Source organism: Chryseobacterium joostei (genome assembly GCF_003815775.1).
In the GTDB taxonomy this organism is placed as follows: Bacteria; Bacteroidota; Bacteroidia; order Flavobacteriales; family Weeksellaceae; genus Chryseobacterium; species Chryseobacterium joostei.
Genome location: NZ_CP033926.1, coordinates 4,030,159 through 4,042,774, shown reverse-complemented (window position 1 = coordinate 4,042,774; position 12,616 = coordinate 4,030,159). Strand labels below are relative to the sequence as shown.

The following is a 12,616-nucleotide window of genomic DNA, read 5'->3' as shown; positions in this document are numbered from 1 at the left end:
TCTCTAAAGTTTTGAAATGGTATCTCTCAATGGTTTTAGGCAACAATTTCAATAATATTATTTTCCGGATCCAGGATAACGCTTTCGTAATAGCCGTCTCCTGTAGTACGTGGTTCTCCAGCCACTGTATATCCGTCTTTTCTCAACGTCTCGGTAAGTTCATCCACTTTTTCTTTACTTCCTGTGGAAAATGCCAGATGTATGATTCCAAACTGTTGAGATTGGTAGGAGTTTTCGGTTTTTCTGATGTCTGGTCTGGTCATAATTTCTATTCTACAGCCATTATCAAAGCTTAAAAAATAGGATTCAAAGTTTTTAACAGGATTATGATATTTTTCATTGGATACAGCTCCAAAATACTTCTGATAAAATTCCCTGGACTGTTCAAGGTCTTTCACCCAAATAGCAATATGTTCTATTTTCATTTTTTTATTTTAATACTATTGAATGCAGCAAAATTAGCGGGGTCACATCGTGTGACACTTGCTCTGTGTTATTCTATTCTTGTTCTGTATTGGCTATATTCAGTTTTGACTTTACAGAATGTGACATTTTCAATATACTTTATATACAATCGTGTTTAAAGCATTTATTGATAATATTTTATGCATTGCAGCCATCTGAAATTGCTCTGTTGTTTCCATCCCTGCAATGATATGATCAATATAAAAGTTATTATATTTGTGCCAGTCAAAATAAAATTATGAGTATTCACATCAGTGCAAAAAAAGGAGAAATTGCCAAAGTAGTATTGCAGCCGGGGGATCCGCTTCGTGCACAGTATATTGCTGAAAATTATTTAGAAAATGCAAAACTGGTAAGCAAAACCAGAGGAATATTTTATTATACAGGACTTTACAAAGGTAAGGAGATCACTGTAGGTGCTAGTGGAATGGGTTTCCCAAGTATCGGAATTTATTCTTTCGAGTTGTTTACAGAGTATGAAGTAGATACAATCATCAGAATCGGAACTTGTGGGGCGTACAATACTGATCTTAAGCTTTTTGATATTTTAAATATTGAAAATGCTGCCAGCGAAAGTACTTATGCCAAATATGCATGGGGAATTGAGGATGAAATTCTTCCTCACCAGGGAAATATTTTCAATACCATCAATGAAACTTCTAATGAGCTATCATTACATGCTAAGGCGATCAATATCCACAGTAGTGATATTTTCTACAGAAAAGATCCTAACACTCCTGAGATTGCCACAAAATACAACTGCCCTGCAGTAGAAATGGAAGCTTTCGGATTATTTGCCAATGCTCAGCATTTAGGTAAAAATGCAGCTACTATCCTTACGGTAACAGATATTATCCCGACTCATGAGAAGATCTCTGCTGACGAAAGAGAAACTGCCTTGAAACCAATGATGGAACTGGCGCTAGAATCAGCAATTAAGAGTTTATAAGAAAGTAAAAGGGAGAACAAGCGATTTGCTTATTTACCTCTCACTTTTCAATAACATATTAGCAATTTTGCTATAAAAAAAGAGCTTTACTTTATCAGTAGAGCTCTTTTTTATAGCTTGAAAAAATTTCTGGCAACTTCTGTGGTTTCATCTGCAACCTCAGAAATACTCATTTTCTTCAGATGGGCAATGGTTTGCGCAACATAAGGTAAAAACGAGGGTTCGTTCCTTCTGTTCTGCATTCTTGGCATATTCTTCGGCAGCATGAAAGGAGCATCTGTTTCAATCATCATTCTGTCGAGAGGAACATATTTAATAACATCTTCCAGATGTTTAAATCTTTTCTCATCACTGATGGCTCCGGTAAATCCTAAGTAAAAGCCTTTATCCAGATATGTTTTAGCTTCATCCAATGTTCCGGTAAAGCAGTGAACAATAGCTTTCGGAAGCCTAGAAAGATATTCATCGGTAATATCATTAAATCTTTTAAAGGCTGATCTTTCATGAAGAAAAAGAGGTTTATTTACTTCAATAGCTAATTCTAAATGTGCTTTGTAGCATTTTTCCTGTATGGGTCTTGGAGAAAAATCTCGATCAAAATCCAGTCCGCATTCTCCAACGGAAATTACATGATCCTGCTTCAATAGTTTTCTCAACTCGTTGATGCTTTCATTATGAAAAGATTTGGCATCATGAGGGTGAATTCCTGCTGTTGAAAATAAAATATCAGGATAGTCTTCTGCGATTTCGGCGGATTCCTTACTTCCACGAACACTTGTTCCTGTTAGGATCATATGATCTACCCCATTGTCGAGGGCTCGGTTGATAATTTCTTCGTGTTCATTATAGAATTGTTTATTGGTCAGATTGATACCAATATCAATGTATGTATTCATTTTTTTAAATTTGTTTATAAATATTATTTTTTCCGGGTTACAATGTCCCAGTTTTCTTCTTGTTTTGGATTATTATTTTCGGTCATGACAAGTCGGAAGCTGACTTCGCCTTTATTTTTATGAGTGAAAATATAGAATGAAAGATTTCCTACAGCGACAGATTCTTCAGAGGGCTGATGCGTAAGATAATAGTTCTGAATTACGGAAAGGTCTTTCTGAACACTTGTATTTTTAACCAAAAAGCTCAAAAACTGTTTTCTCTTTTCCTCAATGGATTTTTGGTTTATCTCTTTTATTTTATAGTTTCCTTCAAAAATAATCTCCAAATTATCACATCCCGAAAGCTCTGCGGAAGCTTTAAATCCGTCTGATGTGTATTTGTCCTCAACTGTTTCCGTATAATTATGTCTGTCTATACTTCTTCGGTGTTCGGTAGCTGAATTGAAGATCTTTTTATTTTTCCATTTTGCCAAAGCACAGCTGTTGAGATAGGATTCTTCATAGACATTTCCATCCTTGTAAACAAAGGAGAGTTCTGTAGATTCCAAACTATCTATGGGTTTATTATAGGAACGGTAGTTTTGCATTGCTGAAGCTTTCAACTTTCCGCCTTCATAAGATAATCCATCCACAACATTATATGAAAAGGGAGCGGATGCCTGTATCTCATGTCTTTGACTAATTTTATGATCTTTTCCTGTGATGATATACAGAATTTCTGAGTTGGTATTGGCGTTTCCACCCAACATTCCCTCTGAGTTCCTTTCCACAATATAATCCATGATCCCGTCATTATTAAAATCATCAGAAGCTATTTTCTGATAGGTTACCGTATACGGATCATCATCATTTTTGAAAGAAACCGTGTAGTTTTTATAGTCTATTTCTTCAGGCTTTTCTCTGCCTACTTCTTCATCCAGCAGCACTTTAAGGACATCAAAATTTTCTTGTGGTACAGACTCCTTGGTTTTTACGACTGCTATTGAATCCTTTTTTTCAATGGTTTTCTTATCTTCTTTTCCTTTACATGAAAACAGAACCAAAGTGGAAAGTAAAATATATTTCATAAGATGTGATTAGGTTTTATAAAGCGTAAGTTAAATTATTTTCAATTAACGCTTAAGAATCTATAGTGATCATGTGATGCTGATCTCTGGTCATTTTCCATGGCTGCAAAATTACGAACCAAGAGCGCGATCTTTTTGCGTAGTTAATATTGTTCATTGATAAATTTTTCCAGAAAGCCAATCAGCTTTTTTCCTCCGTGACTCCATCGGATTCCGTGTCCCTGCTTTTCCCTTACTTCAAAGACAAGTCCGTGTTTATAATGAAAGAAGACGTTCCACCATGTTTTATTTTCAAGAATATAATGGATTTTCTGCATTACTTTCTCCTGTTTCTGTTGATTATTTCCCTTGACTTCACCCCAGAAATGATCTTCTATTCTTCCGGTATGCTTTTCCCAGGCTCGTTGGGCAATCGTAATTTCATTGTTAAAAGGTTCCTTACAGGCATCAATTAATACATTCTGAAGAGGAGGAATTGCATTTTCATCACGAATGCTCGCTGAAGTAAGCCTTTGCCCCAAAACAATAAGCCAGTCTTCAAACGGAATGGCTTCCAGATGTTTTGCCATGACCTCATCAGAATCTGTAGCCCCGAAGATATTGATCAACTTATCAAAACTACATGCTCTGTTTATTGTTATTTCTTCATTAAAATATGGGAAGTCCCATTCTAAAGCATCATTTTTATACTTCCTTATATTTTCCTCCAGGCTTTTCAGATGCTCTTCTTTTAAAATACCCTGATATTTTTCTTTCCACGAATCTGAAATCAGGGGAATATATTTGTTAAATAAACTCATTTTTTATCTTGTTTTGATCAGATTAACAGACAGTTTTTCTTCTTGAATCAAATACCCAATAAGATTGAACCATTCTTTGCAATGATCTAATATCCATGCATCTGATGAAATGATTATTTCTGAACTTTCTGCCAGAAATTTATCCGGATTGTATTGTAATTCAGCTTCCCAATTGAGTTTGTTTTCCAAAGCAAAATCGAGAATAATTTGTTTAATTCTTCCGCTGTTGGAGACGGGTTGATCAAAAACCCAAACCAATTTCTGAACTAGATTTTTTTGAAAGAATCCGGCAACAAGTTCTATCGCTTTTAAAGTTTGATTTACTCTTTTATAGGTCCCATGAACCCCGGAAAGATCTCGAAAACAACCATCAGCACCCTCAAAAATGTAGGCGTCAGACAATAAACTTTCCAATAAAATCAGGACATTGAAGCCATCAAGATAAATGGTTTTATCCTTTAGATCAGGAACATTTAGTTGCTTTAGTTTTCTATTATGAATTTGTATATCAGAAGCTGAGGCACCCCGTAACACCTGTATCTGTCTTGTTTTTAGCCTATATCTGTTTCCTACAAGTTCAGAAGATGCTTTTTCTGCATACCCTCTCGTTAGCAAATACTGCATATCCTGAACCGCCAGTTTCAGCTTGCTGATCTGTTTTTCTGAACCGAATAAGTTGTCGTCACCAGTATTTTTTCCGCGGTTTCTGTTATTCATACTCAAAAATAGAGTTTTGTTGTGAAGTGGAGATTAATTTCAACCATAAAAATACGAGTTAGAGAAGTACACTTAAGTTTTTGAAAATCTACTTATTTTCAGTTTGAATAGTATCTATTTTGGAAAATTTTCATACAAAACTTCGATAAATAATTGTATTGTACTGATCGTTTATTGTACTTTTAAGGAAAATGCACAGAATGATGAAGATTCAAAATCAGGTTTCGCTTTTCTTACTGTTAATTTCTTTAGGATTATGTTTTATGAACTGTGAAAACAAGGGTAAAGAACGGTCTACAAACAAGACTCACTTATCTGGAAATGCATCAAAGGAAAAACTGAAGAATGTTGACAACTTTAACAAGGATACGAAAACGATTCATGTTCTTGTAGCTTTGTGCGACAATAAATATCAGGGAATTGTTCCTGTTCCTGAAAAAATAGGAAATGGCCAGGATCCTGATCAAAATTTATATTGGGGAGCAGGCTATGGAGTTCGTACGTATTTTAAAAAAAGTAAGGACTGGAAATTTTTAAAGTCTGAAAAAAAGGATTCGATAAGGATGGAGAGGCTTGTTTTTCAACATGTCACCAAGAAAAACTATTATTTGGTAGCTGATGCCTATGATGGACAATATATCAAAAACTGCACAAAGGATTTTCTCTACAGCAGTTCGGGACAGATGAAAGATATTGTTCGTGTTAATAATACCAGTATCGGTATTTATGGAAATTCAAGTCTGGTTTCTTACATAGGACATGATGGATTAATGGATTTTCAATTGTCTGAGTCTTTTAAAAACACGGATGGAAAAACACGAGACTGCATCATTCTGGCTTGTTACAGTAAAAAATTCTTCTCTCCTTTGTTAAAGGAAACCAAAGCCAATCCTTTGGTATGGACCAGCCACCTTATGGCTCCGGAAGCTTATATTCTTCATGATGCATTAGCCGGATATGTAAATAATGAATCTGGGGAACAGATCAGAAGTAAGGCTGCGTTGGCCTATTCCAAATATCAGAAATGCAGTGAGAAAGCGGCGAGAAATCTATTGGTAACAGGTTGGTAATATCAATTCACCTTCATTGTATACCGTCTGTTATATATTCTACAACAAAAGAGATATTTTATACAATGTATTGATGTTTATTCGGGATAAGTTTGCAAAGACTTAAAAAATACCCTTATGAATACACTGAAAAAACTATGTTATCTGTCTGCGGCAGTTCTTTTATCTGCTTCTTTCGTATCATGCTCTAATGATGATGCTGAAATTGTTGTTGAACAGCAGACTCCCTCACAGGTTCTGTCTTCTACTCCATGGGAAACTACCGGAGCTAAGGATAAGAACGGTAATAATGTAGCATTAGCTGATGCCAGTGTAGCTGGTTATGTAGGTTTTGCTTACTTCAAAGCAGACGGAAAGTTTGCCATTTACAGCCTGACTGATGTATTAAGATCCAGAGGAACTTGGTCTGTAGATCCTCAGGGAAAGACAAGAACCATTGCAGCCTTGAATCCGGATGGCTCTACCATCTTCACGCGTGATGTTGAGATCTTGGTTTTAAATAAAAATGAATTCACTTACAGAATTCGCCCTAATGCAGCTGATCCATCTGTATATTATGACATCATCCATACGAAGACTTCTCATGCTGAACCCAGTAACGGACAGCTAACATTAGCTTCTACCCCTTGGGAAACTACGGGAGCTAAAGATAAAAGCGGAAATAATGTAGCTTTAAACGATGCCAGTGTGGCTGGCTATGTAGGATACTCTTACTTTAAAGCCAACGGTACTTTCAAAATCTTCGGGTTAAACAATGTATTGAGATCTCAGGGAACATGGTCTATCTCTCCTGACGGAAAGAAAAGAACCCTTGTTGGTTTAGATAATAACGGTAATGTTACTTTCACCCGTGTTGTGGATATTCTTCTTTTGAACGAAACTACGTTTACCTATAGAATTACTCCTGATGCAACAAATCCGGCAGTATTTTACGACATCATTCATACTAAGGTGAGTCATAACGAGCCTCAGTAGTGATTATTTTTTTTGATAATAAGGAAAACCTGCTCAATAATGAGCAGGTTTTATTTTTATGGGAATCTTTATATTAACCCAACAAAGATTTTTTTCTTACTTATAATCTTCCCACCATTTCTTCCAAGTTGTCTTTCCTAATTGATTCAAATCTACTTTTTCACCCATCAAAGGCAAAGTAATTGGCTGCTGATTTTCTTCTGCATTTTTAGCTGCTAGTTCCACAGGTTCAAACCATGCATGCTGGGCTAATTTGAATTTTGAATGATGTACCGGAATAAAGTTTTTCGCTTTTAATTCCTGTATTTCCCCAATAAGCTGATCGGGCAAAGTATGGATGTACGGCCACTTCTCGTTGTACTGCCCACATTCCATTACTGCTAAATCAAAAGGTCCGTATTTATCTCCTATCTCTGTAAAATGATTTCCATAGCCACTGTCTCCGCCTAAAAAGAGATTCTTGGTGGGGGTTTTCAAAACAAAGGAGGTCCAAAGTGAGATATTTCGGTTCAATAGTCTTCCGGAAAAATGTCTTGCCGGTGTAAGTGTAATTTTAAAGCCATCCGCAATATCTATACTATCCCACCAGTTTTTTTCAATGATCTTTTCCGGCTCCCAACCCCAATATTCAAAGTGCTGGCCTGTTCCCAGACCACAAATTACAGTAGTAACCTTATCCTTTAAAGCCTGAACGGTTTTATAGTCCAAATGATCCCAATGATCGTGAGAAATAAGGAGAAAGTCTATCTCCGGTATATGTTCCGGTTTGTAATAATCTGCTCCCTGAAATGCCTTTATAGATCCAGGCATTGGGGATGCATTTCCACTGAAAACAGGATCTACTAAAAACTTTTTGCCATCAATCTGCATGAAATAAGAACTGTGCCCAAACCAGATGAGTACGTTTTCTTCGGAAGCTATATTTTTCAGGTCTGTTACTACAAACGGAAGCTCCGTTCTTGGTGAAGTATTTTCTACTTTACAGAGGCTGTGAAACAATGCCTTGGTCATACTTTCTCCCTCTAATAAAGGAGGAGTAGTGAGTATATTCTGAAATTTTCCATTGGCATAATTGGAAAGTGTACTGAAATAGTCTTTTCTTTTATCATCGGGAAACTGCCCGAGTTGTTTTACTAAATTCATTTCTTGTATTTTTTACATTCTGAGCCTTTCTTCTTCCAGATCCAGCCTTGTTAAATAATGTCTTATATATTCTTCATCAATGTTCGGATTGCGTCTGTTTTCTTCCCGAAGCCAGATGCGTTGTTGTTCCAATGTTTTGAAGTAAATTTCCTTGACCTCATCAGATACTTTATGAACGGAATCATCTCGATCTTCCTGCTCCCAACGGTCCATCAAATTATTGAAATACTCATTTTCATTTCTCCTTTCTTTATAATTTTCATTAAGGTAGCTGATGGCTACACGGCGCATTCCCTTTCGTAGGAAGTTTTCTGATTCTTCTTCAGATATATATCCTCCGTTGGAATCTGACAGATTAAGTTTCTGAATGAGTGCAGGTAAGGTTAATCCCTGAACGATAAGGGTAACCAGAATCACGACAAAGGTTATAAACAGGATCAGATCACGATGTGGAAAAGGCTGTCCATTTTCCATCACTACAGGAATGGATAGAGCCGCCGCCAGTGAAACCACTCCACGCATCCCTGTCCAACCCATTAGTATGGGAGCTTTCATTCCCGGATCTCTATCTGCAACATCTATGAAATTCCGCATAATTAATGTAACGAGAACAGCTCCAAATGAAGCAAGAAAACGAACAATAATCAGTACTGCTGTAACCAGTAGACCGTAGCCAACAGCTTCAGATAAACTTATTCCCTCCTTATCTAAGCCTATCATAATTTCAGGAAGATCCAATCCTATCAATAAAAAGACAATTCCGTTAATCAGAAATACAAAGCTTTCCCAAACATTGGAGCCCCTTAATCTGGATTCTGATGTTCTGAAAATTTCATGTCTTCTTATGGAAAGAAACAACCCGCCACTTACAACCGCCAACACCCCTGAAGCATGTACTTCTTCCGCAGCAATATACATTACATACGGAGCTACCAGACTGAGAATAGCGTCCATATTGACATCGGTAGGAAATATTTTTTCAATTTTTAAAAAGATAAAAGCCAGCACAACTCCTATTCCCAAGCCTCCAAATACCATCCAGCCAAAGCTTAATGCAGCTTCTTGCCATACAAACTGTCCCGTAGCTACGGCTACCATTGCAAACCGAAAGATGATCAGTGAAGAAGCATCGTTGAACAAACTTTCGCCCTCCAAAACGGTAGATGCATTCTTTGGAACTTTTACAAACTTTAAAATGGCTCCGGCACTCACGGCATCCGGCGGGGAAACAATTCCTCCCAGTACAAAACCCAATGCCAATGAAAACCCGGGAATAAAGGAATTGGCTATAAAAGCTACAGATATTGCTGTAAGAAATACTACAATAAAAGCAAAACTTGTAATGATCCGCCTCAGTTTCCAGATTTCTTTCCATGAAACGGCAAAGGCAGCTTCATACAATAGCGGGGGTAAGAAAATAATAAAGATAAGCTCGGGATCTATTTTTATCGTTGGCAAACCAGGAATAAAACTGATGAGCAAACCGGCAACAACCAAAATAATGGGATATGCCACTTTTAAACGATTGGCCAGCATAATGGCACTAATAATCACCAGTACCAGCCCTAAGTAATAAATAAAATTTTCTACCATTTGTTTTTCAATTAATTTCTAAACCAAATTATATTTTTTTTGAGAAACGATCTCAGCTTCTATCTGGTTAATAAGTCTTAATAGAAAATAAATATAAGAATATGATTTTAATTTTCAGAACGAATCAGAGTGTCTTTTACTTTAAAAAATGGTTAAAATCCAGAAAGAAGATACCTATTACTTTTATTACACAAAAAATTGTTCTTTAGTTTATTGTAGAGATTAGCTCACTAATTTATACAATAAAAAAGCACTCCCTAAGGTTAAAATTATCAATATTCCCCCTACTTTCAGTAAACTAATCCAGTAGGTTTTCCAATCGAAAGTAAAATCCACAGGATTGATATAGTATACATCAAAAACAAAAGGATTTATACGTAGATCTGGTCTGAAGTATACAATTCCCTGGATATACTTTCTACGCAAGGCTCTCAGATTGGTAAAGTAATAATAGTAGCCGGCATCCATTCCATCAAAATCAACATCTGCTATACGGCCACCGTCATTCACTTTCAGCATATACTGTTTGTTTCTTGGGCTGACACCTACATCATATTGATCTGAAAAGGAGTATTCTTTTAAATTGCTGTAAAGAACCTCATCCATTGTTCCATCTGCTCTTTCATAATGTACCCCCTTGTCATCAACCACAATTCTTTTGACTATTCTCTTTCTGATTTTTTTTTGATAAAGAAAAAAACGGTAAAGCAAAAATCCTAAAACAGGATAATACAGTATAACCACTATAATAAACCATGTTAACTGCCCACAAATGATAGCTGGTAAAGCTAAAATCACCAAAAACATCACCAATAATAAAAGTACTGCGAAAAATCGGGTCACCCATGTCATGAAGAACCATGGCTTAGAAACTAACGGTAAAAACTCTTTTCCTTTATCCTCTTGCATATGTTCAAGATACAAAAAAATTGGTAAAATAAAAAGAGCTACAGGGATAACTGCAGCTCTTATACAAAATTGAAAATAAGATATGTTCTTTTTGAAACTATGAGATTGTATATGTTTTTTCGGTTGTAACATTATAGGTTTCAGAGATTACATTATCTACAAACCTCCACTCTGCCATAGAGCTTCCAGAGGTAAACTTTACATGAAGATATCCTCTTTTGTAAAGGTTGGCATAATCTAAATCATCTATAAGCAATGAAAATGCCTGAGCCAATTCTATTGCCTTGGTAGGATCGGAGGTGATACCAAGATATCCTTCAAGCCCGGGAGAGGAAACGGAGCTGCATGCTAATTCGGTTCCAATAAAATTACCCTGAGCATTGGTAAGTTTTCCTAACCATGCATTATGGGTATCACCAGCCAATACTATCACTTTTTTCCCTGCCAGAATTGAATATAGCTGTTCTCTTTCCATAAAGTATCCATCCCACGCATCTAAATTATAAGGTAAGGTAGTTGTAATTCTTGCAATTTCCTGCAGAGTAAGTGTTGGATCCTGCTGCTTGTATCTTGTTTTAAGAACAATCAGTTGGGTAATTGTAGTCTGAAGCGCCTGCATTGTTGCGGGTTGTGCACTTCCGTATTGTTTTATTTCTGCAAGAATTTGGTTCAATAGCATCAGAAGCTCTGCAGGAACCATCATTTTCGTCATTAGAATTTGTTGTCCCAAAACTTTCCATTTTGCAGTATCAGAATTGATCTGAGATCCCAGCCATGTCATCTGCTCGCTTCCTATCAGTTTTCTGTTTGTACTTAAAAAATCTGCTTTAAACTTTATCTGATCAAAGTTCCCCGCGTTATCCAGATAATCTGAATACTCCATTTGTTTATCTCTTGCAATTACTCTCGTATCCATCATGTAAAGGGATACAATATTTCCGAAGGTAAAACTTCTGTAAATCCTTAGATCTTTTCCTGTTTTCAGGGGAATATATTCGCTATACGCCTGAAATGCAGCCATTTTTCTTGCCTGAAAATCTCCTTCATTAGGCTGATGGTTTTCTGCACCGGATTTATAAGTATCATTGGCAAACTCATGATCATCCCATACACAGATGAAAGGTTTTTTCTGGTGAAGAAGCTGAAGATTTTTATCGCTCCTGTACTGTCTGTATCTTTCTCTGTAATCACTCAGGTTAAGGATTTCCTTAGCTGGTTTATGTGCTCTGCCAAGTTGGTTGGTGTAAGGATTGGTTCCGTACTGCCCCGGAGCATATTCATAAATATAATCACCAAGATGTACCACTACATCTGCTTCAGATTGAACAATCGCCCCGTAAACATTGAAAAGTCCTGCAGGAAAGTTGGAACATGATACCACAGCCATTTTCACCTCGTTTACAGAATCTGTTTTGGAAGGCAATGTAAGGGTTTCTCCTATTACGCTGCTTTCCTTTGTTTTATAGTTATAGAATCTATAGTAATATTTTGTGTTGGATGGAATGTTTTGTACATCCACTGCTATCGTAAAATCATTGACTGATGAAGCATTGGCTTGTCCTTTTCTTATTACCTCAGAAAAGTTACTGTTTCTGCTTATTTCCCAGATAATTTCAGCATCGGTACCTACAGAATATCTTGTCCAGATAATCACTCCCGTTGCTGTAGGATCAAAACTTGCTACACCAGATTCAAATCCTGTATTTTTAAGATCATTCGGGATGTTACTGTTCTCTGTAAAATCATCACTACAGCTTTCAATTAAAGGAGCAATGAAGATTCCTCCTGCTGCCAATAGTGAATTTTTGAGAAACCTTCTTCTGTTGAACTGGTTGTTGTTTTCCATCATTATTTTTTCTGCAAAACAACGGTATCTATTGTAGAATGCTGTTAACTGTATTTTAATTAATTCTTACACTTTTTTTAAACACTTGTTTAATGCGATATTTTCTTTAAAAATTAAAATTTACAAGAGAAATACCGAACTATTTATTATTAATGATACTTTTTTGATCCTATGTATCAAAACTAG

Annotated in this window: 12 protein-coding genes; 3 read left to right on the top strand and 9 right to left on the bottom strand. The window is 36.3% G+C overall.

Annotated elements, in window-relative coordinates; all coding sequences use genetic code 11:
* Nucleotides 1–35 precede the first annotated feature (35 nt).
* A complete protein-coding gene (locus EG359_RS18505; RefSeq protein WP_076356255.1) occupies nucleotides 36–425 on the bottom strand; it encodes a VOC family protein in 390 nt (129 codons plus the stop codon).
* 278 nt (nucleotides 426–703) lie between these two features.
* Between EG359_RS18505 and deoD the strand changes: the two genes are divergently transcribed.
* Nucleotides 704–1,414, top strand: coding sequence for a purine-nucleoside phosphorylase (gene deoD / locus EG359_RS18500; protein ID WP_076356253.1), 711 nt, complete (start codon nucleotides 704–706; stop codon nucleotides 1,412–1,414).
* Nucleotides 1,415–1,524: 110 nt separating this feature from the next.
* Here deoD and EG359_RS18495 read toward each other — a convergent pair whose 3' ends face one another.
* From EG359_RS18495 to EG359_RS18480, 4 genes are all read right to left on the bottom strand, one after another.
* Nucleotides 1,525–2,310 carry a TatD family hydrolase gene (locus tag EG359_RS18495; protein ID WP_076356251.1) on the bottom strand — a complete coding sequence of 262 codons (786 nt, stop codon included), beginning with the start codon at nucleotides 2,308–2,310 and terminating at the stop codon, nucleotides 1,525–1,527.
* Between the two features lie 23 nt (nucleotides 2,311–2,333).
* Nucleotides 2,334–3,377 (bottom strand): hypothetical protein, encoded by a 1,044-nt coding sequence (locus EG359_RS18490; RefSeq protein ID WP_076356249.1) that lies wholly within the window; start codon nucleotides 3,375–3,377, stop codon nucleotides 2,334–2,336.
* A 143-nt stretch (nucleotides 3,378–3,520) separates the two neighbouring features.
* Nucleotides 3,521–4,177: a hypothetical protein gene (locus tag EG359_RS18485; protein WP_076356247.1), complete on the bottom strand. Its 657-nt coding sequence runs from the start codon at nucleotides 4,175–4,177 to the stop codon at nucleotides 3,521–3,523.
* 3 nt (nucleotides 4,178–4,180) lie between these two features.
* The gene (locus tag EG359_RS18480; RefSeq protein ID WP_076356245.1) at nucleotides 4,181–4,894 is read right to left on the bottom strand and encodes a DUF434 domain-containing protein; all 714 of its coding nucleotides are present in this window, start codon (nucleotides 4,892–4,894) and stop codon (nucleotides 4,181–4,183) included.
* Nucleotides 4,895–5,094: 200 nt separating this feature from the next.
* On the opposite strand from EG359_RS18480, the gene EG359_RS18475 reads away from it, so the two are divergent.
* Both EG359_RS18475 and EG359_RS18470 read left to right on the top strand, forming a co-directional pair.
* Nucleotides 5,095–5,964 (top strand): hypothetical protein, encoded by an 870-nt coding sequence (locus tag EG359_RS18475; RefSeq protein WP_228435104.1) that lies wholly within the window; start codon nucleotides 5,095–5,097, stop codon nucleotides 5,962–5,964.
* Between the two features lie 117 nt (nucleotides 5,965–6,081).
* The gene (locus tag EG359_RS18470) at nucleotides 6,082–6,939 is read left to right on the top strand and encodes a DUF4822 domain-containing protein (protein WP_076356243.1); all 858 of its coding nucleotides are present in this window, start codon (nucleotides 6,082–6,084) and stop codon (nucleotides 6,937–6,939) included.
* Nucleotides 6,940–7,035: 96 nt separating this feature from the next.
* Here the strand turns inward: EG359_RS18470 and EG359_RS18465 are convergent, their stop codons facing one another.
* From EG359_RS18465 to EG359_RS18450, 4 genes are all read right to left on the bottom strand, one after another.
* Nucleotides 7,036–8,082 carry an MBL fold metallo-hydrolase gene (locus tag EG359_RS18465; protein WP_076356241.1) on the bottom strand — a complete coding sequence of 349 codons (1,047 nt, stop codon included), beginning with the start codon at nucleotides 8,080–8,082 and terminating at the stop codon, nucleotides 7,036–7,038.
* 12 nt (nucleotides 8,083–8,094) lie between these two features.
* The gene (locus EG359_RS18460; RefSeq protein ID WP_076356239.1) at nucleotides 8,095–9,675 is read right to left on the bottom strand and encodes a Na+/H+ antiporter; all 1,581 of its coding nucleotides are present in this window, start codon (nucleotides 9,673–9,675) and stop codon (nucleotides 8,095–8,097) included.
* Between the two features lie 222 nt (nucleotides 9,676–9,897).
* Entirely contained in the window at nucleotides 9,898–10,584 is a 687-nt protein-coding gene (locus EG359_RS18455) for a hypothetical protein (protein ID WP_123867442.1), read from the bottom strand.
* A gap of 97 nt (nucleotides 10,585–10,681) precedes the next feature.
* On the bottom strand, nucleotides 10,682–12,433 hold the full coding sequence (locus tag EG359_RS18450) for an alkaline phosphatase D family protein (RefSeq protein WP_084180507.1): 1,752 nt from the start codon (nucleotides 12,431–12,433) through the stop codon (nucleotides 10,682–10,684).
* Nucleotides 12,434–12,616: the final 183 nt, after the last annotated feature.

What these genes read in the sequence shown, in the direction of transcription:
- EG359_RS18470 (WP_076356243.1), top strand. Translation starts at nt 6,082, where the DNA reads ATGAATACACTGAAAAAACTATGTTATCTGTCTGCGGCAGTTCTTTTA.
- EG359_RS18485 (WP_076356247.1), bottom strand. Translation starts at nt 4,177, where the DNA reads ATGAGTTTATTTAACAAATATATTCCCCTGATTTCAGATTCGTGGAAA.
- EG359_RS18465 (WP_076356241.1), bottom strand. Translation starts at nt 8,082, where the DNA reads ATGAATTTAGTAAAACAACTCGGGCAGTTTCCCGATGATAAAAGAAAA.
- EG359_RS18475 (WP_228435104.1), top strand. Translation starts at nt 5,095, where the DNA reads ATGATGAAGATTCAAAATCAGGTTTCGCTTTTCTTACTGTTAATTTCT.
- EG359_RS18490 (WP_076356249.1), bottom strand. Translation starts at nt 3,377, where the DNA reads ATGAAATATATTTTACTTTCCACTTTGGTTCTGTTTTCATGTAAAGGA.
- EG359_RS18460 (WP_076356239.1), bottom strand. Translation starts at nt 9,675, where the DNA reads ATGGTAGAAAATTTTATTTATTACTTAGGGCTGGTACTGGTGATTATT.
- EG359_RS18455 (WP_123867442.1), bottom strand. Translation starts at nt 10,584, where the DNA reads ATGCAAGAGGATAAAGGAAAAGAGTTTTTACCGTTAGTTTCTAAGCCA.
- EG359_RS18505 (WP_076356255.1), bottom strand. Translation starts at nt 425, where the DNA reads ATGAAAATAGAACATATTGCTATTTGGGTGAAAGACCTTGAACAGTCC.
- deoD (WP_076356253.1), top strand. Translation starts at nt 704, where the DNA reads ATGAGTATTCACATCAGTGCAAAAAAAGGAGAAATTGCCAAAGTAGTA.
- EG359_RS18450 (WP_084180507.1), bottom strand. Translation starts at nt 12,433, where the DNA reads ATGATGGAAAACAACAACCAGTTCAACAGAAGAAGGTTTCTCAAAAAT.
- EG359_RS18480 (WP_076356245.1), bottom strand. Translation starts at nt 4,894, where the DNA reads ATGAATAACAGAAACCGCGGAAAAAATACTGGTGACGACAACTTATTC.
- EG359_RS18495 (WP_076356251.1), bottom strand. Translation starts at nt 2,310, where the DNA reads ATGAATACATACATTGATATTGGTATCAATCTGACCAATAAACAATTC.